Annotated in this window: 20 protein-coding genes; 7 read left to right on the top strand and 13 right to left on the bottom strand. The window is 68.2% G+C overall.

What is annotated here, in order from left to right; all coding sequences use genetic code 11:
- Positions 1-5: 5 nt before the first annotated feature.
- Genes R4P08_RS15190 through R4P08_RS15180 form a run of 3 tightly spaced genes read right to left on the bottom strand, consistent with a single transcriptional unit; the run spans position 6 to position 3667 of the window.
- Positions 6-1163 carry an acyl-CoA dehydrogenase family protein gene (locus R4P08_RS15190; protein ID WP_317814736.1) on the bottom strand — a complete coding sequence of 386 codons (1158 nt, stop codon included), beginning with the start codon at positions 1161-1163 and terminating at the stop codon, positions 6-8.
- Between the two features lie 45 nt (positions 1164-1208).
- Positions 1209-2402, bottom strand: coding sequence for an acyl-CoA dehydrogenase family protein (locus tag R4P08_RS15185; protein ID WP_317814735.1), 1194 nt, complete (start codon positions 2400-2402; stop codon positions 1209-1211).
- Positions 2399-3667 (bottom strand): CoA transferase, encoded by a 1269-nt coding sequence (locus tag R4P08_RS15180; RefSeq protein WP_317814734.1) that lies wholly within the window; start codon positions 3665-3667, stop codon positions 2399-2401. The genes R4P08_RS15185 and R4P08_RS15180 overlap by 4 nt, the downstream gene beginning before the upstream one ends.
- 309 nt (positions 3668-3976) lie before the next feature.
- On the opposite strand from R4P08_RS15180, the gene R4P08_RS15175 reads away from it, so the two are divergent.
- The 5 genes from R4P08_RS15175 (at position 3977) to R4P08_RS15155 (ending at position 10522) form a co-directional block, all read left to right on the top strand.
- Positions 3977-5341: an MFS transporter gene (locus R4P08_RS15175; protein WP_411741217.1), complete on the top strand. Its 1365-nt coding sequence runs from the start codon at positions 3977-3979 to the stop codon at positions 5339-5341.
- A 202-nt stretch (positions 5342-5543) separates the two neighbouring features.
- Positions 5544-6674, top strand: a complete 1131-nt coding sequence (locus R4P08_RS15170; RefSeq protein WP_317814733.1) for an acetyl-CoA C-acyltransferase — start codon at positions 5544-5546, stop codon at positions 6672-6674.
- Between the two features lie 51 nt (positions 6675-6725).
- A complete protein-coding gene (locus tag R4P08_RS15165) occupies positions 6726-7490 on the top strand; it encodes an SDR family NAD(P)-dependent oxidoreductase (RefSeq protein WP_317814732.1) in 765 nt (254 codons plus the stop codon).
- Between the two features lie 13 nt (positions 7491-7503).
- A complete protein-coding gene (locus tag R4P08_RS15160) occupies positions 7504-9204 on the top strand; it encodes a class I adenylate-forming enzyme family protein (protein ID WP_317814813.1) in 1701 nt (566 codons plus the stop codon).
- Positions 9205-9310: 106 nt separating this feature from the next.
- Entirely contained in the window at positions 9311-10522 is a 1212-nt protein-coding gene (locus tag R4P08_RS15155) for an acetyl-CoA C-acetyltransferase (RefSeq protein ID WP_317814731.1), read from the top strand.
- A gap of 3 nt (positions 10523-10525) precedes the next feature.
- Here R4P08_RS15155 and R4P08_RS15150 read toward each other — a convergent pair whose 3' ends face one another.
- From R4P08_RS15150 to R4P08_RS15130, 5 genes are read right to left on the bottom strand one after another with little or no spacing between them, the layout of a single operon-like run.
- Positions 10526-11416 (bottom strand): LysR family transcriptional regulator, encoded by an 891-nt coding sequence (locus R4P08_RS15150; protein ID WP_317814730.1) that lies wholly within the window; start codon positions 11414-11416, stop codon positions 10526-10528.
- A gap of 4 nt (positions 11417-11420) precedes the next feature.
- The gene (locus R4P08_RS15145) at positions 11421-12290 is read right to left on the bottom strand and encodes a LysR family transcriptional regulator (RefSeq protein ID WP_317814729.1); all 870 of its coding nucleotides are present in this window, start codon (positions 12288-12290) and stop codon (positions 11421-11423) included.
- A gap of 18 nt (positions 12291-12308) precedes the next feature.
- Entirely contained in the window at positions 12309-13082 is a 774-nt protein-coding gene (locus R4P08_RS15140; RefSeq protein WP_317814728.1) for an enoyl-CoA hydratase/isomerase family protein, read from the bottom strand.
- A gap of 60 nt (positions 13083-13142) precedes the next feature.
- Positions 13143-14243, bottom strand: coding sequence for an MBL fold metallo-hydrolase (locus tag R4P08_RS15135; protein WP_317814727.1), 1101 nt, complete (start codon positions 14241-14243; stop codon positions 13143-13145).
- Entirely contained in the window at positions 14240-15820 is a 1581-nt protein-coding gene (locus R4P08_RS15130) for a long-chain-fatty-acid--CoA ligase (RefSeq protein ID WP_317814726.1), read from the bottom strand. The genes R4P08_RS15135 and R4P08_RS15130 overlap by 4 nt, the downstream gene beginning before the upstream one ends.
- 329 nt (positions 15821-16149) lie before the next feature.
- On the opposite strand from R4P08_RS15130, the gene R4P08_RS15125 reads away from it, so the two are divergent.
- Positions 16150-16452, top strand: coding sequence for a VOC family protein (locus R4P08_RS15125; protein ID WP_317814725.1), 303 nt, complete (start codon positions 16150-16152; stop codon positions 16450-16452).
- 68 nt (positions 16453-16520) lie between these two features.
- On the opposite strand, the gene R4P08_RS15120 is transcribed toward R4P08_RS15125, so the two are convergent.
- Positions 16521-18332, bottom strand: a complete 1812-nt coding sequence (locus R4P08_RS15120) for an ABC transporter ATP-binding protein (RefSeq protein WP_317814812.1) — start codon at positions 18330-18332, stop codon at positions 16521-16523.
- 44 nt (positions 18333-18376) lie between these two features.
- Positions 18377-19804, bottom strand: coding sequence for an ABC transporter ATP-binding protein (locus R4P08_RS15115; RefSeq protein ID WP_317814724.1), 1428 nt, complete (start codon positions 19802-19804; stop codon positions 18377-18379).
- 351 nt (positions 19805-20155) lie between these two features.
- Between R4P08_RS15115 and R4P08_RS15110 the strand changes: the two genes are divergently transcribed.
- Complete coding sequence (locus R4P08_RS15110) at positions 20156-20413, top strand: hypothetical protein (RefSeq protein ID WP_317814723.1); 258 nt, start codon at positions 20156-20158, stop codon at positions 20411-20413.
- A 62-nt stretch (positions 20414-20475) separates the two neighbouring features.
- Here the strand turns inward: R4P08_RS15110 and R4P08_RS15105 are convergent, their stop codons facing one another.
- From R4P08_RS15105 to R4P08_RS15095, 3 genes are all read right to left on the bottom strand, one after another.
- The gene (locus tag R4P08_RS15105) at positions 20476-21585 is read right to left on the bottom strand and encodes an alanine dehydrogenase (RefSeq protein ID WP_317814811.1); all 1110 of its coding nucleotides are present in this window, start codon (positions 21583-21585) and stop codon (positions 20476-20478) included.
- A gap of 176 nt (positions 21586-21761) precedes the next feature.
- A complete protein-coding gene (locus R4P08_RS15100; RefSeq protein ID WP_317814810.1) occupies positions 21762-21965 on the bottom strand; it encodes a dodecin in 204 nt (67 codons plus the stop codon).
- Positions 21966-22119: 154 nt separating this feature from the next.
- Positions 22120-24354, bottom strand: a complete 2235-nt coding sequence (locus R4P08_RS15095; protein ID WP_317814722.1) for an NADP-dependent isocitrate dehydrogenase — start codon at positions 24352-24354, stop codon at positions 22120-22122.
- Between the last annotated feature and the right edge of the window lie 194 nt (positions 24355-24548).

The following is a 24548-nucleotide window of genomic DNA, read 5'->3' as shown; positions in this document are numbered from 1 at the left end:
GGGTATTACAGACCGAGGTCCTTGGCGATGATGGTCTTCATGACCTCGCTGGTGCCGCCGTAGATGCGGGACACGCGGGTGTCCGCGTACAACCGGGCGATGGGGTACTCGGTGATGTAGCCGTAGCCGCCGTGCAGCTGGAGGCACTTGTCGATGATCCGGCCGGCCGTCTCGGTGGAGAACAGCTTCGCGCGAGCCGCGTCGGCAACGCTGAGTTCGTCGCGGTCGTTGAGCTCGATAGCGTTGTCGACCATGATCTGAATGGCCTGCAGCTCGGTGGAGCACTCGGCGAGCACGAACTTGGAGTTCTGGAACGAGGCGACGGACCTGCCGAAGACCTTGCGGTCCCTGGTGTACGCGATCGCGTGGGAGATCGCGGCGGCCGCCGTCGCGGACGCGCCGAAGGCGATGGTCAGGCGTTCCTGCGCGAGGTTCTGGGTCAGGTACGAGAAGGCCTTGCCCTCCTCGCCGAGCAGGTCCGTCGCAGGAACCTTCACATCGTCGAACGACAGCTCGGCCGTGTCCGACGCCTTGAGCCCGATCTTGTTGAGCTTGCGCCCCACCGAGAAACCCTCGGTCGTGGTGTCGACGACGAGAATCGACAGGCCACCACGGCGGTCATCCGGGTTATAGGGCGAGGTCCGGCACACCACGAGGATTCGGTCGGCGAGTGCGCCGCCGGTGATGAACGTCTTGGACCCGTTGACCACGTAGTGGCTGCCGTCGGCCGAGAGCTTTGCGGTGGTCGAGATGTTCGCGAGGTCCGAGCCCGTACCCGGCTCGGTCATGGCGATCGCGTACATCAGCTCACCCGAACAGAAGCCGGGGATCCACCGCTGCTTCTGCTCGTCGGTGGCGTGCTGCATGAGGTACGGCAGGATCAGGTTGGAGTGCACCGAGTAGGAACCGAACGTCACGCCCGCGGCGGAGGTCTCCTCCGCGACGACGACATTGAACTTGAGTGACGACTCACCGCCGCCGCCGAACTCCTCCGGTGCCTGGATGCCGAGGATGCCCAGTTCGCCGAGCCGGTTATAGAACTGCCTGGGGGGATGACCCTCGGCCTCCCACTCGTGGTGGACGGGCGCGACCTCTTTGGCGATGAAGTCCCGGACCGTGTCCCTGAACGCTTCATGGTCCTCGCTGAACACCGTACGCTGCACGTTTGTTTCCTTCCGTTAAATGTAATGAGGCGGTTAGGGAGAAGACTAGAGGGCGTATTCGCGGAGAATGCCCTTGCTGATGATCGTCTTCTGGATCTCGCTCGTGCCCTCGCCGATGAGCAGGAACGGTGCTTCGCGCATGAGCCGCTCGATCTCGTATTCCTTGGAATACCCGTAGCCGCCATGAATGCGGAAGCTGGCCTGCGTGACCTCCGAGCAGTATTCGCTCGTCAGATACTTCGCCATTCCGGCCGCGACATCGTTGCGCTCGCCCGAATCCTTCAGGCGCGCAGCGTTGACCATCATCAGGTGCGCGGCTTCGACCTTGGTCGCCATCTCGGCGAGCGAGAACGAGATGGCCTGGTGCTGCGCGATCGGCTTGCCGAACGTGCTGCGCTGCTGTGCGTATCGCGCGGCGAGTTCGAATGCGCGGATCGCCACACCACACGCGCGGGCGGAGACGTTGACGCGACCGACCTCCACTCCGTCCATCATCTGGGAGAACCCGCGACCGGGAGTGCCGCCGAGGATCGAGTCGGCCGAGATCCTGTAATTGTCGAAGAGCAGCTCGGTGGTGTCGATGCCCTTGTAGCCCATCTTGTCGATCTTGCCGGGGATGGTGAGGCCGGGGGCTACCTCGCCGAATCCCGCGGGCTTCTCGACGAGGAAGGTCGTCAGGTTCTGGTGCGCCTTGTCGGCGCCTTCGTCGGTCTTCACCAGGGTGGCGACCAGGGTCGAACTACCACCGTTGGTCAGCCACATCTTCTGACCGTTGATGACGTAGTCACCGTCAGCGTCGCGCCTGGCACTGGTGCGGATGGCGGCAACGTCGGAGCCGAGCTCGGGCTCGGACATCGAGAAGGCGCCGCGCACCTCGCCCGTCGCCATACGCGGCAGGAAATGCTGCTTCTGCGCTTCGGTGCCGTGCTGGCGGATCATGTACGCGACGATGAAATGCGTGTTGATGACGCCGGATACGCTCATCCAGCCGCGAGCGAGTTCCTCGACGCAGAGCGCGTACGTGAGCAGTGACTCCCCGAGACCGCCGTACTCCTCGGGGATCATCAGCCCGAACAGGCCCATCTCACGCATCTGGTCGACGATCGCCTGCGGATACGTGTCCGAATGCTCGAGTCCCTGCGCATTCGGGATGATCTCGCGTTCGACGAACGTGCGCACGGTAGCCAGGATGTCTTCCTGGAACTCGGTCAGGTCCAGGGTCTGGGCGAGGCGGGTCATTCAGTTTCCTTGTCTGTGATGCGGACGGCGCCGCCGGCGGCGATACGGACGGTGCCGCCGGCGGCGAGGTCGTCGATCTCGTCCTGCGTCAACCCGAGGCGCTCGGCGAGGACAGCGGCGGTGTCGTCGCCGTTCGCGGGAGCCGGCCGGACGGCGGGGTGCTGTCCATCGAACGACATCGGCGTGCTGGGCGCGAGATGGGTTCCGATTCGAGGTTGATCGATCGGTTGGAACATGGGGTTGTCGGTCACGCGGGGATCGGTCGCGAGCTCGGCGAACGTGCGGTACCGCTCGTGCAGGATCGAGGTCCCGTCCAGGGCGGCCTCGACCTGCTGCGCGGTGTGCTCCCGGAACCACGTGGCGAACAAGCCGCCGAGCACCTCGCGGTGCTTGAACCGGGTGCCCTCGTCACGGAAGTCGACGCCTAGCGCGCCCTCGAGTGCGGCGACCGCCGCGGTGGTGCCGGTCAGCTCGGTGAGGTCGCGGAAGTGCCGCGGGGTCAGGGCGACGATCATGATGCGTGCTCCGTCGACGGTGCTGAAGTCCGAGCCGTAGGTGCCGTAGACGGCGTTGCCGACCCGGCCGCGGGCCGGCAGACCGAGCTGGGCCTCGGCGAGGTATCCGAGGTTCCCGGCGGTCGCGAACGCGACGTCCTCGAGCGGGAGCACGATCTTGGTTCCGGCGCCGGTGATCTCGCGGCGATACACGGCCGATGCGACCGAAAGCGCGGCGTAGAGCCCGCACGAGACGTCCCAGGCCGGCAGGACGTGGTTGACCGGGGTCGACAGCGATTCGGGCCCGGTGACCTGGGGGAATCCGGCGGCCGCGTTGACGGTGTAGTCCACGGCGCCGGTTCCGTCGGCACGACCGAGAACCTGCACGTGAATCAGGTCGGGGCGGATCGCGGCGAGTTCGTCGTAGTCGAGCCATGCGCGTCCGCCGGCGTTGGTGACCAGGATGCCGGCATCGATGATCAGGTCACGAATGAGCTGGTGGGCCTTGGGATCCTTGAAGTCGGCGGCAAACGAGCGTTTGCCCTTGTTCAGCCCTGCCCAGTAGATGGAGTCGTCGTCCGCGGTCAGGGGCCACCGGTGGTAGTCGGCGGCCCCGCCGATCGGATCGACGCGGATCACGTCGGCGCCGAGGTGGGCCAGCGTCATTCCGCACAGGGGAGCGGCGACGAAGCTCGACACCTCGACCACGCGCACACCTGCGAGTGGTGCGGTGGACGAGGGGAGCTCGTCGGGGGAAGCGGTGGAATTCATGCGAGTCCTCGTCCGTCACGGTGCCGGTTGCTCTGCTCAGCATGCAACAGGTTGCAGTGACGGGACAGGACCGATCGGCTATCGGTCGGTTAGCGCAGACCAATGGCAACGCCGTGAGACGACTCATAGGCAACGTCGATCGGTCAATTCGCCACTCGCTCTTTGTCGTCGTGACCTGGGTCACGTTGTATGGGGCCAACGCCAGCCCCGAGGCTCCGCGTCGTCGGCGGGCGGATCGCCCCGCGGCCGATCTTCCCCACATAGATCTTCCCCACATAGCTGACTTCCGAGTCGTGAAGGGATTCCCCCGTGACAACAGGTGAGATCGTGAGAGGCGCTCCCGGCGCCCACGAGAACCCGGGCGCTCTGGCACCCGAGGCCTCCAAGACCCCCGATTTCGGCGTCACGCCTGGGCGGGCTTGGGGGATGACCGGCCTGGTCATCTTCCTCTACGTCATCAACTACGCCGACAAGGCGGTGCTGGGCATCATCGCCCAGCCGCTGGCCCGCGAGTTCGGGATGAGCTCGTCCCAGATCGGCCTGGTGGGCTCGCTGTTCTTCGTGACCTTCACCGTCGGTGGATTCCTGGCCGGACCGCTCAACAAGTTCCTGACCCTGCGGTGGGCGCTGCTCGGGCTCGGCCTCATCTGGTCGGTGGTGATGCTTCCCCTGGTCTTCACCGGGACGTTCGTGTTGCTCGTGGTCTGCCGCATGCTGCTCGGCCTGGCCGAAGGCCCGAGTTCAGCGCTCATGCACACCGCCGCGTACTCGTGGCACCCGCCGGCCAAGCGCGGTCTGCCCGGCGCCTTCCTCGCCGGCTCGGCATCGGTCGCCAAGATCGCACTCGCCCCCGTCCTGACCCTGATCACCGTCCAATGGGGCTGGCGTGCGGCGCTGATCTCCCTGTCGATCCTCGGCTTCGTGTGGATGGCGTTCTGGCTCATGGGCTGGAAGGAAGGCCCGTACACGAGCAAGGCGGTCAAGGCGATCAAGGGCGTGGGGGTTGCGGCCGACGCGTCGACCGAACCGTCGGTGCCGTGGCGCAGGATCCTCCTCACCCGTACGTTCCTCAGCTGCGCACTCATGATCGCGGTCGTCTACGCACTCACCACCGTCGTGCTGACCTGGCTGCCGTCCTACTTCGAGGTCGGCCTGGGGTTCAGCGCCCTGCAGGCGGGGTCGATGTTCGCGCTTCCCTCCATCGTCGGTCTGGTCCTGATGGTCTCCTCGGGTGCGGTCACCGATCGCCTCAGCGGCAAGGGCTACCGCTCACGGGTCGTCCGCATCATCGTGCCCGCCGTCGGCGTCCTCATCTGCGGCCTGGTCCTGGTCTTCCTCCCATCGATCGGCACCCCGATCCTCGCGGTCGCCGTGGTCTCCATCGGTTACGGATTCGGCGCCATCGCCTTCCCGCTGATCAACGCCGCGATCTCCGAGCTCTGCCCGCCGCAGCAGACCGCCGGCACGATGGGCGTCTTCCTGGCGCTCATGGCCACGGGCGGACTCGTCGCCCCGTACGCCACCGGGGTCATCGTCGACAACGCCGCCACCGCGGCCCAGGGCTACGCCACCTCGTTCCAGATCATCGGTGTCCTCGGCGCGATCGCCGCGGTCCTGGTGCTGTTCCTGGCCAACCCCGAACGCGACCGCAAGCTCATCCGCGGTCAGGTCTGATGGTCGGCATAGTTTCCGCCTAACGGAGGCTTCCACGAGAAGACTTACCCTCACCGGCCGGGCGCGTGGTCTCCTCGACGTGGGGACCGCTACCCGGCCGGTCGTGGTTCCACCGTGTTGTTCCACCGTGTTGATCAACCCGTGTTGCTTATCCCGTGTTGCTGTTCAAAGCAGCTTTCGCTCAATGCAAAGGACCTCTCCCATGCGCGATGCCGTGATCGTCGACGCCGTTCGCACTCCCATCGGACGCCGCGGCGGCGCACTCTCCCAGATCCACCCCGCCAACCTGTCCGCCCACGTGCTGACCGCTCTGGCCGACCGCACCAAACTCGATCCGGCCACCGTCGAAGACGTGGTGTGGGGTTGCGTCAGCCAGGTGGGTGAGCAGGCCGGCATCGTCGCCCGCACCGCGGTCTTTGCGGCAGGCTGGCCGGTGACCGTCCCGGCCACCACGGTCAACCGGGCGTGCGGCTCGAGCCAACAGGCGGTCTCGTTCGCGGCGGCCAGCGTGATCGCCGGACAGAGTGACGTGGTGATCGCCGGTGGCGTCGAGTCCATGAGCCGGGTTCCGATGGGCAGCGCGGCCAAGAACGGTGAGCACTTCCCGCCGAACGTGCTCGAGAGGTTCGGCGTCGAGGGCTTCAGCCAGGGCACCGGCGCCGAGATGATGGCCGAGAAGTGGAACCTCTCCCGCACCGAGCTCGACGAGTTCGCGCTGCGCTCACACGCGCTGTCCGCCGCTGCCACCGACTCCGGCGCATTTGCCGGGCAGCTCGCCCCCGTCGGAGACCTGACCGTCGACGAGGGCATCCGCCGTGGCGGCAGCGTGGAATCGCTCGCCAAGCTCAAGACCGTGTTCAAGGAGGGCGGTGTCATCCACGCCGGCAACTCCTCGCAGATCTCCGACGGTGCCGGCGCGCTGCTCATCACCACCAGCGAGTACGCGGCGTCGCAGGGCTGGACCCCGATGGCGCGCATCCACACCTCCGTCGTCGCCGCCGACGACCCGGTCATGATGCTGGCCGGCCCCATCCCGGCCACCGCCAAGGCGCTCAAGCGTTCCGGTCTGTCGATCGACGACATCGGCACCTTCGAGATCAACGAGGCGTTCGCCCCCGTGCCACTGGCGTGGCTCGCCGAGACCGGGGCCGACATGAACCGCCTCAACCCGCTGGGCGGCGCGATCGGCGTCGGCCACCCGCTCGGTGGCTCCGGTTCGGTCCTCATGACGCGCCTCGTGCACCACATGCGCGACAACGGCATCCGCTACGGCCTGCAGTCGATGTGCGAAGCCGGCGGCATGGCCAATGCCACCATCCTCGAACTCCTCTGATCCCACGTCGACGTCCAGTACGTCGGCAACTCGAGTTAGGAACCACGCACAATGGAACTCAAGGGACTCTCCTTCGCGGTCACCGGCGGCGCCTCGGGCCTCGGCCTCGCCACGGCCCGCCGCATCCTCGACGCGGGCGGCAACGTCACCCTGATCGACCTACCCACCTCGACCGGCGCTGACGTGGCCGAGGACCTCGGCGACAGCGCGACCTTCGCACCTGCCGACGTCACCGACTCCGAGCAGTTTGCTGCCGCTCTCGACGTGGCGCACGAGCGTGGCGGCCTCCGCGGAGTCGTGCACTGCGCCGGCGCGGGCCGCAAGATGCGGATCCTCGACAAGGAGGGCAAGGCGGGCTCGGTCGAGGACTTCGAGTTCGTCATCCGCCTCAACCTCATCGGCTCGTTCAACGCCCTGCGTCTCGGCGCCGAGCGCATGGCTCAGCTCGACCCCATGGAGGACGAGCGCGGCGCGATCATCCTCACCGCGTCGGTCGCCGCCTTCGAAGGCCAGATCGGCCAGATCAACTACTCGGCCTCCAAGGCCGGCATCGTGGGCATGACGATCGTCGCCGCCCGCGACCTGGCCAGCAAGGGGATCCGCGTCAACACGATCGCCCCCGGCATCATGGACACCCCGCTGCTCGCGCGTCTGCGCGAGGACGTCCGCCAGTCGCTCGAGGCGACCGTGCCCAATCCGTCGCGACTGGGCCGTCCCGATGAGTTCGGCAAGCTGGCCGCATCGATCCTCGAGAACGGCTACCTCAACGGGGAGACCATCCGGCTCGACGGCGCCATCCGCATGGCACCGCGCTAAGCGGGGGCCGATGATGACCACCGAGCGACCCGCCTGGTCGACACTGTCCCTGTCCTATCCGCAGACGTCCATGGCGGCGTGGGCTCCGAGCATGGCCGCCAGGTACGGCGATCGTGCGGCGATCGTCGACGGCGACCGGGTCTGCACCTATCGTGAACTCGACGAGCGGTCGGCACAGTTCGCGGGCGCCCTCGCCGCGGCCGGCGTGCAACCGCGCGACATCGTGCTCCTGCACCTCGGCAACTGCCCCGAGTTCCACATCGCGTACTACGGTGCGATGCGTGCGGGAGCGGCGGTCACGCTGGTGAACCCGTTGCAGCCCGAGCCGGGCCTGCGGCGGCAGATCGAGGAGACCGGCGCCGTCGCGGCCGTCACCCAGTCGCAGCAACTCGCCACGCTGCTGCGCGCTGCTGCGGGCACCACGATCGGACTGATCGCGGTCGTGTCGGACGTGACCGACGTGACCGACGTGTCGGACGAGCCGGTCGCGGCCGAGGTGTCGGGAGCACGCCGCTTCGCCGATCTGCTCGCCGAGAACCCCACGGAGTTCGCGCCGGAGCAGGTCTCCGGAGACGACGTCGCCCACATCGCGTACACCGGCGGCACGACCGGGGTGTCCAAGGGCGTGCGGGTCCTACACCGCAATGTCGTGGGCAACGTCACGCAGATGTGCGGGTGGCGCGCCGGACACCAGGTTGTCGCCGACGCGGACGGGATGGTCTCGCTCGAGCCCATCGGTGAGCTGGCCGTCGCGGGCGTGGTTCCCGGAGTGGGCTCCACGATCGTGGTCTCACCCCTGTTCCACGCGCACGCGCTGATCAATACGTCGTTCCTGCTGGTCTGCGGACTCACCCAGGTGCTCTCGGGGCGATTCGATCCGGCGACGATGCTCGAGCAGGTGGAGAAGTACCGCGCCAGTTACATCACCGGGAGCCCGGCGATGTGGCATGCGCTCGCCACCCATCCGGACGTGTCCTCGCGGGATCTGACCTCGGTGCGTGTGGTGGCGTCCGGTGCGGCCCCGATCGATCGGGTGACGCTCGAGAACCTCGAACGCGCCTTTCCCAACGCGCGCGTGGCCGAGGCGTACGGACTCACCGAAGGCACGTGCGCGGTGACCGCCATGCCGCTCGTGGTGGGTTCGGAATATCGGCTCGGTAGCGTCGGACTCCCGATGTTCGACACGGAGGTCCAGATCCGCGCGCAGGGCGACCCGTCACTGGTGCTCGGTGACAACGAGCGGGGTGAGCTGTGGATACGTGGTCCGCAGGTCACGGACGGGTACCTGGGCCATCCCGAGATCACCGCCCAGCAGTATGTGGACGGGTGGCTCGCCACCGGCGACATCGCCTACCGGGATGCGGAAGGTTTTGTGTACATCGCCGACCGGGCCAAGGACATGCTGATCTACAAGGGCTACAACGTGTATCCGCGTGAGCTCGAGGAGATCATCGTGACGCACCCAGCGGTCTCGGCCGTCGCCGTGGTGGGACGGGACGTCGGCCCGACCGGGCAGGAACCCGTCGCGTTTGTGGTGGCGACCGTCGGTACGGAGATCGACGACGACGAGCTGAAGGCGTACGTGGCCGAGCGGGTGCTGCCGTACAAGAAGGTTCGCGATGTGGTGGTGGTGTCGGCGCTGCCGACCTCCGCGGCCGGCAAGATCCTCAAGACGGATCTGCGCACCCGTCTGGACACGGGGCCCACCAGCTAGGGCACGAGGGGCGGGGCCGGTGGTCCCCGCTATCGGCCCCGCCCCGGTTCTCGTCGTCGTCGTCCTTCTTCTTCTTCTTCTTTTTCACAATCTTTGAGAGGTCATCATGCGCGAAGTCGTCATCTGCGAGCCCGTCCGGACCCCCATCGGCCGCTACGGCGGGATGTTCAAGTCCCTCACCGCGGTCGACCTCGGCGTCGCTGCGCTGACGGGACTGATCGAGCGGACCGGGATCGCCCCCGACCAGGTCGGCGACGTCATCCTGGGACACTGCAACGGCAACAGCGAGGCGCCGGCGATCGGCCGGGTCGTCGCCCTGGATGCCGGTCTGCCCATCACGGTCCCCGGGATGCACATCGACCGCCGTTGCGGGTCGGGCCTGCAGGCCGTCATCCAGGCCGCGTTCCAGGTCGGCCACGGGGACAACGAGCTCGTCGTGGCCGGTGGCGCCGAGTCGATGAGCAACGCGTCCTTCTACTCCACCGACATCCGCTGGGGCGGCGCCCGCACCGGTGTGCAGATGCACGACAGCCTGGCCCGCGCCCGGTCCACCGCCGGCGGACGGTTCTACCCCGTGCCGGGCGGCATGATCGAGACCGCCGAGAACCTGCGCCGCGACTACGGCATCAGCCGGCGGGAGCAGGACGAGCTCGCCGCGAGGTCGCACGCGCGTGCGGTGGCCGCGCAGGAGAACGGCATCCTCGCCGAGGAGATCATCCCCGTGACCGTCAGCAGCCGTAAGGGCGATGCGGTCATCGACACCGACGAGCATCCCCGCGCCGACACCACCGTCGAGTCCCTGGCCACGCTCCGTCCGATCATGGGCGAGCAGGATCCCGATGCCACCGTCACGGCAGGGAACGCCAGCGGTCAGAACGACGCCGCATCGATGGCGATCGTCACCACCCGGGAGAAGGCAGCAGAGCTGGGCCTGACACCGCTGGTGCGGATCGTGTCGTGGGGCGTGGCCGGTGTCGCGCCGAACATCATGGGCATCGGTCCGGTGCCCGCGTCCGAGCTCGCCCTGGGCAGGGCCGGCATCGGCATCGCCGACGTCGACGTGATCGAGCTCAACGAGGCGTTCGCCGCGCAGGCCCTGGCCGTGACCCGCGAGTGGGAGTTCGGCGCCTCCGACTTCGAGCGCACCAACATCCACGGCTCGGGCATCTCGCTGGGACACCCCGTCGGCGCGACCGGTGGCCGCATGCTCGCGACGCTGGCCCGCGAACTGCATCGTCGAGAGGGCCGCTACGGCCTCGAGACCATGTGCATCGGCGGCGGACAGGGTCTGGCTGCGGTGTTCGAGCGCGTGTCCTGACCGCTACGGTCCGGCCGGGTTCGCCGCACGCACCAGATCGACGAAGGCCTGACCGGCCGTCGACAACGACGTGGGGTCGAAGGCCAGACCGAACGGGCGGCTGAAGGTGGGGTCACAGGGCCGCACCACCGCGACGTCCCGTACCGACTCCGCCAACGACCGCTCCACAAACGATCCGCCGAGGCCCGCGAGCACCATCGGGAGCCGCGCCTCGCGGTGGTCTACGAGAGCCGCCAGGGGAGGCCGCACCCCGGCGCGGCGCATCGCGTGATCGAACTCGAGGCTCAGCGACCCGCCACCGCGCGGCACGAACACCATCGGGATGTCGGGCATCGCGGAGAACGGGAGGGGCCCGGGTGGCAGGTCGGTGCCCGGGGGGTACACGAGCCAGTACTCCTGCTCACCCAGCTCGATCACCTCGAGCCCGTGTCCGCGGTCCTCGAGCGGCAGATGCGCCACGACGAACTCGCAGTGCCCGTCGCGGATCACCGTTTCCGAGCTCTCCTCGTTCCGGAGTTCCGCGAAGCGCACCGTGGTCTTGGGGTAGCTGCGACGGAAACCGGCGACCAGATCGACGATAGGCCCCGTGGCCAGGGCCGGGAAGACCATGAGGTCCAGGCGGCCCGTGACCTCACCCGGGGATGCGGCGAGCAGCTCGCCCACCGCGCTCACGTCGCGCAGGATCTGCCGGCTCGGGCCGATGAGGCTCCGACCGGCGGCGGTGAGCACCATGCCCCGGCCGATGCGATGGAACAGGTGCACGCCCAACTCGCGTTCGAGGCTGCGCAGCGACTGGGAGACGGTGGGCTGCGCGACCCCGAGCGCCGTGGCTGCGCCGTTGATGCCGTCGTTCTCGACGACGGCGAGGAAGTACTCGACCTGACGGAATTCCATGTACCTATGCTCCCGGCGACCGGTTGGTGGCTGTGGTGATGAACGCCGCTGCCGCGGGCGACGGCTCGCCGGCCCGCAGCACGAGTCCCACCGGCCGTAGCAGCGGGGGATCGAGCGCGCGCACGGCTGCACTCGGCATCTGCTGTACGGCCACCGCGCGCGGCACGATGGTGCCGCCGGTGCCCCGCATCACGAAGGCCCACGTCGCCGAGGGATGAGCACAGTCGACGACGACGTTCTGCTGCCCGAGCAGATCACCCGCCCGGGCAGCGCTCGCCCGGGAGCCGAGGTCCAGGACCAGCGGTACCTCCCGGACCTGCGCCCGCGTCACCGGGTCGGGCAGGCCGGTAGCGAGCTCGGGATCGATGGCCAGCACCAGCTCCTGCTCGAGCACGGGAATGGTGATCATGCCGGCATGCTCGACGGACAGATCGGTCACGCCGACCTCGGCGTCACCACGGCGCAACGCGGTGTGCACCCCGGCCGGTCCGTCGACGTCGGTGATCCGCACGGTGATGCCGGGGAAACGGGCCCGGAAACGTTGGACCAGTTCCACCACCGGGTGGACTGAGAGTGCCGAGAACGTAGCGATCTCCACGCGCCCGGCCGAGAGTTCGCGCACGGCCGAGACCTTCTGCTTGGCGCGGTCGACGTCGGCGAGGATGCGCCGGGCTGAGACCTCGAGCATCCGGCCGTCGTCGGTCAGAACCAGACGACGGCCGGTGCGGTCGAACAGCGTCGTGCCCAGGCGGCGTTCGAGCGTGCGGATGGCCTGCGACAGGGACGGCTGCGAGATGTACAGAGCCTGGGCTGCCTTTGTGATCCCCCCGTTGTCGACAACTGCGACGAAGTAGGTCACAAGATGCAGGTCCACCCCGTCATCCTAGGTGACCTACGAGATCAGCCAGTCCCCTGTGAACGTAGGCGGGCGCTTGTCCACGAACGCGCGGATGGCGTCGGGCGCGTCGGTAGCCTGATTGACCGCCTGGGATCGTGCCTCGTTGTCCAGCGCTTCGCGCAGGGTCAGCGACGATCCCTCCTCGAGCAGCCGGGCCGACTGGCTCACCGCGACGGGGGCTGCAGAGGCCAGCCGGTCGGCCAGCTCCGCAGTCCGAGGGGTGAGTTGGTCCGGATCAACGAGCTCGGTCACCAGACCCAGCGAGAACGCCTCGGCAGCGTCGATGATCTCGGCGAGCATGACGAGACGTTTGGCCTGATGGAGGCCCACGAGCCGGGGCAGGATCCACGAACCACCGAAGTCGACCGACAGGCCGCGCCGCGCGAAGATCTGGCTGAACCTGGCGGAGTGCGACGCCACGACGAGGTCGCACAGCAGCGCCAGGTTCCAGCCGGCGCCCACGGCAAAGCCCTCGACCTTCGCGATCACCGGCTTCGAGAACTCCGCGACGGCGAGCGCCGCGGTGTTGATCTCCCGCATCCGCTCGAGGGGATGCAGGTCGCCGCGCTGGTCCATGTCGGCACCGGTGCAGAAGTTGCCCCCGGCCCCGGTGAGGATGGCCGCGCGCACCGAGTCGTCGCGCTGGAGCTCGGTGAACGCGTCGCGCAGGGCGCCCCATGCGTCGAACGACATCGCGTTCTTCCGCCCGGGCCGGTTGAGGGTGACGGTCGCGACGGCGCCGTCGCGCGTGATCAGGACGTCGGGCACGGCTATGCCTCCGTCCACACCGGAGCGCGCTTCTCGGCGAATTCGGTGAGCACACTCATGTCACTCTCTTGTCGTTGTCGTTGTCGTTGTCGTCGTCGTCGTCGCCGGTGGGGGTGTCGGGGCCGGTACGGTCCAGCGGGCAGGGACGCCCCCGGTCGAGGAGATCCCGCCGCGGTCGGCCAGGACGATCAGGTGGGCCTGGGTTTCGCGCACCGCGAGCCGCAGCAGTCGCGGGGCCAGCGTCTCGATGGGCCGCGACCACGAGATGCGTACGGTGATCTCCCACGCCGTCGACTCCGGGTTCGCGGCGATGGCCGCGAGGATCTCGCCGAGGCGGTCGTCGTGGTGGGCCATCAGCTGGCGCGCGCGGCCGGTGACGCCGCGGAAGCGGTACTCGTGTGCGGGCAGGACGTCGCACTCCGGCAGGGCCGTGGTGGCGTGCAGCGACAGCAGGTACCGGTGCAGTGGATTCTTGAGTTCGCCCGGACCGGACGAGATGTTGGGACTGATGCGCGGCAACATGTGGTCGCCGCTGAACAGCAGGTCGTTGCCGCGGTCGACAAACGCAAGGTGGCCCGCGGTGTGCCCCGGGGTCCACAACGCCTCGATGTCCCATCCGGGCAGGTCGAGCCGGGATCCACTGTCGAGGATGATGTCAGCCGTCTCGCCCGGCTGGAACCGCACGAGGTCGAACCGTGCGGCCTCGATCACCTCCGGCGGGGCGCCGAGCGCGGTCAGGTCCACCCGCCAGGCCTCCACGTCGGCGGCCGCGTCCGCGGGGGTGTGGTGGCCGAGCGACGCGGCCTCGGCGGCGTGCATCGCGATGGCCGCGCCGGCGGTCGCCCGCAACCGGGGCGCGAGCCCGAAGTGGTCGGGGTGCAGGTGGGTGATCGCCGCGTAGCGCACGTCCTCGATACGGTGGCCGGTCTGCGCGATGCCGTTGACGAGCGCCTGCCAGGATTCCTCGGTGTCCATGCCCACGTCGATCAGCGCGAGCCCGTGGTCGAGGGCCAGGGCGTAGACCAGCACGTAGCGCAGCGGATTGCGCGGCATGGGAACGGGGATGGACCAGAGCCCCGGCCGGACCTGCTCGACGGGCGGCATGACCTTTGCCGCCCATGCTTCACGCTGGGCGGTGCCGATGTCCTCGGCGACGATCATCGCCCGGCCTCCTGGGCGGTGGGCAGAGTGTCGCGGGTGGGCAGAGTGTCGCGGAGGGTGCGCTTGAGGATCTTCCCGCTCGCGTTGCGGGGGAGTTCGCGCACGATGTGGATGCGTCGCGGCTTCTTGTACGACGCCAGGCGCCCGCTCGTGAACGCCACCAGCTCGGACTCCGTCGGGGGCTCGACACCCTCGGCGAGCCGGACCACGGCGGTGACCGCCTCACCCCAGCGGGCGTCGGGCAGTCCGACCACCGCGACCTCCGCGACCGCCGGATGCTCGGCCAGTACGGCCTCCACCTCGACGGGGTAGACGTTCTCTCCGCCGGTGATGATCATGTCCTTCACGCGGTCGGTGACGAAGAGGTAGCCGTCCCGGTCGATGTGCCCGGCGTCGCCGGTGCGCAGGAAGCCGTCCTCGGTATACATTGCCGCGGTCTCGGCGTCGCGCCGCCAGTAGCCCGCGACGTTGTTGCGCGAGCGCGACACGATCTCGCCGGTCGCGCCCTGCGGGAGTGGCTCACCGGTGACGATGTCGCGGATCTGCACCTCGGTGCCGGGCAGGGGAGTGCCGGCCGAGCGCAGCAGGTGCGTGCGCGGTCCGTGCGGATCGTGGTCACCGGCGCGCAGGGCGGTCAGGGCGCCCGTCGTCTCGGTCATGCCGTAGCGCTGCACGAGACGGCAGTCGAGGGTGTCCATCGTGCGGGCGAGCAACGTCGGCGTGATCGGCGACGCGCCGTACGCGACCACCTCCAGGCTCGACAGGTCGTATCGCTCAAGGTCCGGATGTTCGAGCAGCATGCCGATCGCGGCGGGCACCAGGAACGCGTGGGTGACGCGGTGGTCGGCGATCGCCTGCGCCACCAGCGCGGGGCGCATCTCGCCGAGCAGGACGAGGTGCAGGCCCGCCGAAAGGGACGTGCTGATCCAGCCGGCGCCGGCGATGTGGAACAGCGGCAACGCGTTGAGCGACACCGAGTCGTGCTCGAACTCGTACAGGTCGAAGTTCTCCTGCACGTTGTAGAGGTTGCGATGAACCGCTACAACACCTTTCGGTTTCCCGGTGGTGCCGGAGGTGTACAGCTGGAGCACCTCGGCGTGGGGATCGTCACCGAAGCCGGGGTCGATGTCGGTGCCCTCGTCGAGGAGCTGATCCCACGTCCGGGCTCCGGGGACCAGGGAGGCGTCACCCACCACCACGACGTGCACGTCGGGGAGCGACTGGGCGACCGCGTGCGCGGCATCGGCGAAGTCGGCCTCCACGACGAGCACGGAGAGTTCGGCATCGACCGCGATCACGGCGCTCTCACCGGGCGTCAGGCGCCAGTTGATCGGGGTGAACACCAGCCCGGCCTTCGCGCACCCGACAAACGTCGCCGCGCCGGGCAGTCCCATCCGCAGAAGCGCACCGACCCGCTTCGGGTCGGCGGCGAGAGATTGAAGCGCGGTGGCAACGCGGTTGGTGTACGCGTCGAGGTCGCGATAGGTCAGGGTCGAGTCGCCAGCGGTCACCGCCGGCCGGTCCGGATGCTCGGCGGCGAGACGCCGGACACGGTTGGGAAGGTGCAGTTCGCTCACGTCACACTCCTGATCTACTTCCACCGCGGACGGACGACGTCCGAGGGAGTCCAGTCGATCACGGGAGTGACGGCGGCCACAAAGACCTGAGGCCGCACGTAGGGATAGGACAAACCTATGTGCTCCGGTGCGGTGACGATGGGATCTGATCAGCGAACTCGTCCGAGTACTCGACCGCGACATCGACGCCGACAGGTCGTGACCGGAGACTCCAGCACCTTTCAGGGCGCCCCTCGCAGGGATACAATCCGGGGTTCTCTCCCTTACAGCGAGGTCAGCGCGGGAACGAGCAACGGGCGATGTTCACAGGGTTGTTGGGAAACTGCACGGTGACCGACGAATCGGCCGCAGGGAAGTGGTACGCACGCCTGCTCGACCGGGAGCCGGACGACCGGCCGATGCCGGGTCTTCTCGAGTGGCACTTCGGCAACGGTTTCGGTCTGCAGGTCTGGGCCGAACCGGAGCGGGCGGGGCACTCCGTGGTGGTGATCGAGGTGGACGATATGGACGCCGTCGTCAGTCGTCTCACCGCAGCTGGGTTCACCCTTCAGGGGCCGCAACCCGGCGGAGGCCGGAGGATCCTGGTGATCGAGGACCCCGACGGCAACCGTGTCGTCTTTGCGGGAGAGTGATCCCCGCCCGCGCGCGCCGGGTTGCTCGCCCGGGTCGCCGTCGACGTGGGGTGTCCTTTCCCGGACGACTAGAGGTCGTGCCGCGGTCCGCCGACGACGACGTCCGCGATCGCGGTGCCAGGGCTGGTGTCGTCCGCTCGCCGACCGGCAGTCCACGCCGACCACTGGCGGTGGTAGATCCCGCCGAGGGCGAGCAGCTGGTCATGGGATCCCTCCTCGACCACCCGACCGGACTCCATCACAAGGATCGTGTCGGCGCGCGAGGCCTGGTCGAGGCGGTGGGCCACCACCAGGGCCGAACGGTCACGGGTCACCACCTCCGCCGCCGCCTCCAACGCTCCGGCCCCGGCTGAGCCCGCCTCGGCGGTCGCCTCGTCCATGATGATGATGGCCGGGTCGAGGAGCAGAACTCGGGCCAGTGCCAGCTGCTGCGCTGCCACCGGCTCGAGCTGCATTCCGCGTGCGCCGACCACCGTGTCGAGGCCCCCGGGGAGTCTGTCGAACCACGAACGGGCATGAACCAGGTCGAGCGCCGAGAGGAGCTCGGCGTCGGTGGCGTCCGGCTTGGCCAGGGTCATGTCCTGGCGCAGGGTTCCGGAGAAGAGATGCACCTCCTGGCTGACCATGGCCAGCCGCGCGATGCGCTCACGGTCGGACAGCGAGGACACCGGGTGGCCGTCGACGAGTACTTCTCCGGCGTCGGGGACCAGCAACCCCGCCAGCAGCGCGGCCACCGTGGTCTTCCCGGCCCCGGAGGCGCCCACTATGGCGACGGTCTCGCCCGGGTCGATGGTGAAGTCGATGTCGCGGACGGCCCACGCTCCGCCGTAGCTGAAGCCCACGCCGCGCAGCTCGACGTGCCCTCGCGGCGCATCGACCCCGCTGTCGGGCACCGGCACCGGGGGATCGGTGACCACGCCCACGACCCGCGCGAGCGAGGCGTACCCGGACTGCACCACGTCGAGTACGCGCATGAACATGTTCAACGGCCCCCGCAAACGGATGATCATGAGCACCGCCCCCGTCACCGCTCCCACGGTGAGGGCGCCGGTCGCCACCAGGTGGTATCCCACGGCCAACGCGAGGGCCAGCATGAGGAACTCGGCCACGAGCATCCAGACGTTGAGGATCAGCATAGTGGTGCGGGCTCTGACCGCCTTGAGGACCACACTCCACGAGGCGCCGGCGATCTCGGTGTGCATGCGGTCTTCCATCGAGTACGCCCGCACCGTCGCCCGTCCGCGGATGGCCTCCAGGACGCGGCGGGCACGCTCGGCCATGGCGGCGCGCTCGTCGGCATAACGCTGGGGGGCCTTGCGCAGGTAGAGGCGAGCGGCGACGAAGTACACCGGTGCGACGATCACGGGGATCACGAGGAACTGCCAGTCCAGCGCGAACAGGGCGATGACCGTCGCGACGACGGTGAACAGCGAGGTCGTCAACGTCGGGATCGTCTCGGTGACGGCGGCGGACAGCTCCGCGACGTCGTCGGTGGAACGGCTCACCAGATCGCCTGCGCCCGCATCCTCGACCCGGTGGGTGGGAAGGCCCAGGGCGGTGCCGATCATGTCCTGGCGCAGGTTCGCGATCACGCGCTCGGCGAGCCGGGACACCAGGTAGAAGCCCGACGCGCTCAGGACCGCGCCGCTGATCGCCGCGCCGAGCAGGCCGGCACCGAGCTGCCACATCGAGCGCTGCGACCGGCCCGTCACCAGGTCCACGATCTGGCCCATCAGCTGTGGCACCAGGACGCTGGCGTACGCGCCGACACTGAGCAGCAGTAGAGCGAGGATCAACCACAGCGTGGCGTGCCGGACCCCGCTCAGCTGACGCGCCACCTCGCGTCGTACCTGACCGAAGGTGGCCAGGGGGAACCGCAGCGCGGTGTCGGACTTGACGGGTGGGCTCGCGGTCGTCGGCCGGGTCATCGGGCGGCCCCCGCCAACAGGTCTTCTGCCGTCGCGTTCAGGTCCGCCGCAGTCAGATGGGTGGCGGCCACAGCGCTCCAGGCGGGAGCCTCGCTGAACACGAGCGTGATCCTGCCCGCGCGGTGGCGGGCCACCTGCTCGGCGATGTTCTGCTCCGTCACCGAGTCGACCGCCGTAGTCGGGTCCTGCAGCACCAGGACCTCGGGGTCGGAGGCGAGGGCGCGCGCCAGGGCCACGCGTTGGCGCTGACCGCCGGAGAGCATGCGTCCGTTCTCACCCACGCGCTTGTCGGGGCCCTCGGGGATGTCGTCGCAGCAGGCCACGCGCAGGGCCTGCTCGGCGACGGCCCGGTCGGGGTGGACGTTGTCGGCCACGCTGCCGTCGAACAGGTCAGCGGCGTGCGGGACGACGATCACCCTGGTCCGGGGAAGTGATTCCAGCAAGGTGATCAGCTCCTGGTGGGTGCCGCGGACCGAGGTGAGCTCGTCCGGCAGCGCCTGGATGAACCGATCGGCCCTGGCCGCGTCGACCTCGGTGAGGCGCTCGAAGCCCGCTCCCAGGAGTTCACGGATCCGCTTCCCGGAGGCTTCGGCAGAGGCCCAGCGCGAGGCGAGGTTCCGGCCGAACATGGTCATCGGGACCACCAGGAACTGGGTCAGTCCGACCACCGTGATGAGCTCGCCGACGGACACGCGCCCGCCCAGAGCCAGCACGCCCGCGGAGATACCGAGGGTGGAGACGAAGATCGCGCCGGCGGCCTCGGTGGCCCCGTTGAGGCGCGCTTCGGCCGCGTTGGCGTGGACGGTGCGGCGATAGGCGACGTCGGAGACCTCGTCGTAGCGCCCCCGGACGGTGACGATCGCGCCCAGCCCCTTGAGGATGCGCAAGCCCTGCACCACATCGGTGGCGGTGGCCGCCGCCTCGGCGATCGCGCGCTGACGTGCGACCGAGCGGTGCTGCAGCGGCCGGGCCACCCGCAGCGCCACCACCACGAGGAGCGGGCCACCGATGAGGGTGGCCAGGCTCAGCCACGGGTTGATGGTGAACATCATGACGGCGCCGTAGGTGATGGCTGCCGCCTCGGCCACGGGCATGACCGTCATCATCACGATCTCGCCCACCCGGTTGGTGTCGGACGACGCCGTGGACAGCAACCCGCCGGCGGTGCGTTCCCGGCCGGCAAATCCGCGCGGGTCCTGGATGCGGTCGGTGACCATGGTGCGCAGGTCGTGGCTGACCAGCTGTTGGCTGCGGATCAGCATGAACCGCGCGATCCAGTTAGCGCCGATGGCCACCACGAAGACGCACCCCAGGACAGCGATCCAGAACCACAGTCGGGTCAGGGACGAGGTGGCGATGGCCTCGTCCACCGCCCGGCCCACCACGACGGGTGTCACGCCGTTGCACAGGAACCCGACCGCCATCCCGGCCGAGGCGACGAAGCTCCAGGGGCGCTGTGAGAGTGCGACTTTCAGCGTCCACCATCGTGCGTCGACCGCGGGCATCAAGGATCTTCGCCCACCCGGTCCGGGTAGCGCCGAATAGTCGACGATACTTTGCTGCCCGGGAGAGTGAGAGATGTCGAGCACGAGGGCAGATGCTACCGCGTGACGGGTTCGGCTCCTGTGCGGGCCGAGAGACCCCGGACGACGACGACAACGACGACAACGACGACGACGACGACGAGGAGGTTGGGGACTCATCTCGCAATCCTGAACGGCGCCGCGGACGCCGCGGACGTTACGCCTCTGGGCCCGACCCAGCAGGACGAGTTCATGAACGCCTGGGCGCGGTGGGCGCAGGAGACCGGGGCGGCGCTGGTCGACCCGGGGAAGCCGCTGTTCCACAAGCGACGGGTCACCGCGGGCGGCGCCGAGGTCATAGAGGACCAACTGGTCGCCTACGCGATCGTCACCGCGGAATCACACGATGCCGCCGTCGACGTCTTCCGTCGGCACCCTCACCTGACGTTGATTCCGGGCAACTCGATCGACGTCATCGAGTGCCCGGACATCCCCGGGCAGGTGGGCTAGCTGCGTGGACAGAACAGTCAGCCCACTGTGGTGGAGCGCGCCCGCCAGAGCGACCCCCAGGACTACCTGGCGGTGCGGGGGTGCGGGTAGACCGGGTCGCGGCCCTGGAAACTCAGGATGTTCTGGTTCTTGATCACCCCGTCCTGGATCTCGATCGCACGGGAGATCGTGAGACTCTCCGCCCACGCCGCCGGTCCCTCCATCACCGCGCGGAGGAACGGCAGGAGCGCTTCGCTGATCTCCCACGTCGCCGAGTTCCACAGGTAGGACGGGCTGTGGTCCACGGCGTAGTAGTTCACGCCCCGGCCCACGGTGAACATCGGGTCGTCGAACCCGGTTGTCCTGGCCCACTCGAACCCCATCCCCTCGTCGCAGGAGACGTCGATGATCAGGCTGCCAGCGGCGAACTCCGACAGGTCCTCGGTTCGCAGGTAGGTCAGGGGAGCGTTCACGTCCTGGAGCGTGCAGTTGACCACGATGTCGTGTGCGGCGAGGAACGTCGGGAGCAGAACGTCGCCGTCGTCGGTCGGGACCGTGCTGAGGTGCGTCGCGCCCTCGTTGGTGTTGAGCTGGGTGATGTGTGCGCTGTGGATCGGCGAGCCGACCGCCGAGGCGTCGCGCTGCGTGAGGACCTGGATGTCGTGGATCCCGTGCGCCTTGAGCGCGGTGACGGCGCCACGGGCGGTGGCCCCGAAGCCGATGACGACCGCACTGCGCCGTGGCCCGTAGTTGCCGGTCGAGCCGGTGAGGCTCATCGCGTGCAGGACGGAGGAGTAGCCGGCGAGCTCGTTGTTCTTGTGGAGCACGTGCAGGCTGAAGTCGCCCGCCTGGGTCCAGTGGTTCATCGCCTCAAAGGCGATCAGCGTGAGCCGATGATCGATCGCGGTCTGCGTCAACGCCGAGTTCTGCACGCAGTGGGGCCAACCCCACAGGGTGCGACCGGAGGGAATCGCGGCCATGTCCGCAGCCTGCGGTTTTGCCAGGAGCAGGACGTCTGCCGCCTCGACCACCTCGGAGCGCTCGGCGACCCGCCCCACGCGCGACTCGACATAACCGGGTTCCACCTGGAACTCCGCGGCGTAACCCCGCTCGACGATCATGCGCGCACGCACGTCTGCGTCGATCCGGTCCAGGTGATGCGGATGCAGTGGCAGCCGCCGCTCGTTGGCCATCGAGGAACTGGCGAGTACCCCGAGGGTGCGAAGCCGGGCGCTCGGGGAGGCCTCGTCCGTCGAGGCGGCGGAGACAATCGTGGATCGTTCAGCAGTGCCGGACATCCGGCCTCCCATCATCGGGGAACCGAAACCAGCTCCCCGCTGACTATATGCCGAACCGCCCGACGGTCAGATCAAGCCCCGGACTCGTGACGGAACCCGACCTTGATGGTGGCCTGCCAGTGCATGACGCGGTCGCCGTCGAGCTTTCCGCGGACGGATGTCACCTCGAACCATTCGAGGTTGCGTAGCGTCTTGGACGCCTCCGCGACCGCATTGGCGATCGCGTCGTCCGTCCCAACGGGTGACGACCCGACGATCTCGGTGACGCTGTAGATGTGGTTCGTGACGACCTCCCGCTGGTGTGATCCACGTCACTCTACTCGGGACCGGGCCGGGACTTCGGGAATCGGGTGTTCGCACGATCGAGCCCAGACGACACCGCACCCCTCGGCGGTCGGCCGAGGGGTGCGGTGAGGCGGGCGGGGTGGATCAGCCGCGGGTGTCCGCGAGAGCAGCGTTGAGCGTCTCGCTCGGGCGCATGGCCTCCCGCAGTTTTTCAACATCGGGCTGGTAGTAGCCGTCCAGCTCCACCGGCGTGCCCTGGACCGCCAGCAGTTCCTCGAGGATGGTGTCCCGGTCGGTGGTCAGCTTCTCCGCCAGCGGAGCGAAGTGCGCTGCCAACTCCGAGTCCTCGGTCTGCGCGGCCAGCTCCTGGGCCCAGTAGAGGGCGAGCCAGAACTGGCTTCCCCGGTTGTCGAGCTCACCGGTGACCCGCGACGGCGACTTCCGGTTCTCCAGCAGTGTGCCGGTGGCGGTGTCGAGCGTCTTGGCCAGGATGGTGGCCTTGGGGTTGTCGGTCTTGCGGCCCAGGTCGTCGAGGCTCGCACCCAGCGCGAGGAACTCCCCGAGGGAATCCCAGCGCAGGTGGTTCTCCTCCACGAGCTGCTGGACGTGCTTCGGAGCCGAACCTCCCGCGCCGGTCTCGTACAAACCGCCGCCGGCCATCAGGGGGACGACAGACAGCATCTTGGCGCTGGTACCGAGCTCGAGGATCGGGAACAGGTCGGTGAGGTAGTCGCGCAGGATGTTGCCGGTCACCGAGATGGTGTCCAGACCCCGCCAGGCGCGCTCGAGGGTGTACCGCATGGCGCGCACCTGGGACATGATCTGGATGTTCAGGCCCTCGGTGTCATGCTCGGCCAGGTACTTGTTCACCAGGGTGATCAGGTTGTTCTCGTGCGGCCGGTACGGGTCGAGCCAGAAGACCGCCGGCATCTCGGACGCGCGGGCGCGGTCTACGGCGAGCTTCACCCAGTCCCGGATCGGTGCGTCCTTGACGGTGCACATGCGCCAGATGTCGCCGGCCTCGACGTCCTGGGACAGGAGGACCTCGCCGGTGGTGGAATCGACGATGTTGGCGACCCCGTCGTACTGGACCTCGAAGGTCTTGTCGTGGCTGCCGTACTCCTCGGCCTTCTGGGCCATGAGGCCGACGTTCGGCACGGTCCCCATCGTCGTCGGATCGAAGGCGCCATTTGTCTTGCAGAAGTTGATGATCTCCTGGTAGATCCGCGCGAACGTGGACTCCGGGATCACGGCCTTGGTGTCCTTCTTGCGGCCGTCGGCGCCGTACATCTTCCCGCCGATCCGGATCATCGCGGGCATCGAGGCGTCGACGATCACGTCGGACGGCGAATGGAAGTTGGTGATGCCGCGGGCCGAGTCGACCATCGCCAGCTCCGGCCGGTGCTCATGGCACCGGTGCAGATCCTCGATGATCTCCTCCTTCTTGGAGGTGGGCAGGTTCTCGATCTTGTCGTAGAGATCGACCATGCCGTTGTTGACGTTGATCCCGAGCTCGGTGAACAGCTCGTCGTGCTTGGCAAAGGCCTCTTTGTAGAACACCCGGACGGCGTGGCCGAACACGATCGGGTGGCTCACCTTCATCATGGTGGCCTTGACGTGCAGCGAGAACATGACGCCGGTCTCCTTGGCGTCGTTGAGCTGCTCCTCGTAGAAGTCCATGAGCGCCTTCTTGCTCATGAACATCGAGTCGACGACCTCGCCGGCCTCGAGCGGCACCGTCTTGAGCACGTGAGTCTGACCGTCCGGGGTCACCACCTCCATGCGCGCGTCGCAGGCGTGGTCGAGGATGATCGACTTCTCACCGGCGTAGAAGTCGCCGTGCGTCATGTGCGCGACGTGGGACTGCGAGGCCATCGACCACTTGCCCATGGAATGTGGATTGGCTCTGGCGTACTCCTTCACCGCCTTCGGGGCCCGACGGTCCGAGTTGCCCTGGCGGAGCACCGGGTTCACGGCGCTGCCCAGGCACGTCGAGAGCCGCTCAGCGATCTCGATCTCCTCAGGGGTCTTCGGGTCGTACGGGTAGGCGGGGATGTCGTAGCCCTTGGCCTGGAGTTCCGCGATCGCCTTGTTCAGCTGGGGTACCGAAGCGCTGATGTTCGGCAACTTGATGATGTTGGTGCCGGGTTCCTGAGCCATCCGGCCCAGATCGGCCAGGTTGTCGGGCACCTTCTGCTCATCGGTGAGCCGGTCGGGGAAGGCGGCCAGGATGCGGGCGGCCACCGAGATGTCGCTCGTCTCGACCTCGATCCCGGCGGCTTCGGTGAAGGTGCGCACGACCGGGAGGAATGCTTCCGTCGCCAGTCGTGGGGCCTCGTCGGTGAGGGTGTAGATGATCGTCTGTGTGTCTGGGGTCATGTATGTCGACTCTTTTCGTCTCAGGCTGATCCCATTCTTGTGGAGCGGGATCAGCTCGCCTGCGCCATTATCGCCCGAGTCGGACCGGCGTCGCCAGACCCCCGGGCATGGATCCGGCGACTCGTTCCACGTGTGCAGCTCGGTGATCGTCTCGGCGTCCCCCTGCAGTCTGGTCCAAGACCGAATCGCACGCG

Origin of the sequence: Rhodococcus sp. IEGM 1408 (assembly GCF_033142235.1) — a bacterium.
Taxonomy (GTDB): domain Bacteria; phylum Actinomycetota; class Actinomycetes; order Mycobacteriales; family Mycobacteriaceae; genus Dietzia.
This window is presented reverse-complemented; position numbering and strand designations above follow the sequence as displayed.

Coding starts and splice junctions, on each gene's coding strand:
- R4P08_RS15165 (WP_317814732.1), top strand. CDS start 6,726: ATGGAACTCAAGGGACTCTCCTTCGCGGTCACCGGCGGCGCCTCGGGC.
- R4P08_RS15095 (WP_317814722.1), bottom strand. CDS start 24,354: ATGACCCCAGACACACAGACGATCATCTACACCCTCACCGACGAGGCC.
- R4P08_RS15155 (WP_317814731.1), top strand. CDS start 9,311: ATGCGCGAAGTCGTCATCTGCGAGCCCGTCCGGACCCCCATCGGCCGC.
- R4P08_RS15160 (WP_317814813.1), top strand. CDS start 7,504: ATGACCACCGAGCGACCCGCCTGGTCGACACTGTCCCTGTCCTATCCG.
- R4P08_RS15110 (WP_317814723.1), top strand. CDS start 20,156: ATGAACGCCTGGGCGCGGTGGGCGCAGGAGACCGGGGCGGCGCTGGTC.
- R4P08_RS15185 (WP_317814735.1), bottom strand. CDS start 2,402: ATGACCCGCCTCGCCCAGACCCTGGACCTGACCGAGTTCCAGGAAGAC.
- R4P08_RS15180 (WP_317814734.1), bottom strand. CDS start 3,667: ATGAATTCCACCGCTTCCCCCGACGAGCTCCCCTCGTCCACCGCACCA.
- R4P08_RS15150 (WP_317814730.1), bottom strand. CDS start 11,416: ATGGAATTCCGTCAGGTCGAGTACTTCCTCGCCGTCGTCGAGAACGAC.
- R4P08_RS15115 (WP_317814724.1), bottom strand. CDS start 19,804: ATGGCGGTCGGGTTCCTGTGCAACGGCGTGACACCCGTCGTGGTGGGC.
- R4P08_RS15105 (WP_317814811.1), bottom strand. CDS start 21,585: ATGGCCAACGAGCGGCGGCTGCCACTGCATCCGCATCACCTGGACCGG.
- R4P08_RS15170 (WP_317814733.1), top strand. CDS start 5,544: ATGCGCGATGCCGTGATCGTCGACGCCGTTCGCACTCCCATCGGACGC.
- R4P08_RS15135 (WP_317814727.1), bottom strand. CDS start 14,243: ATGATCGTCGCCGAGGACATCGGCACCGCCCAGCGTGAAGCATGGGCG.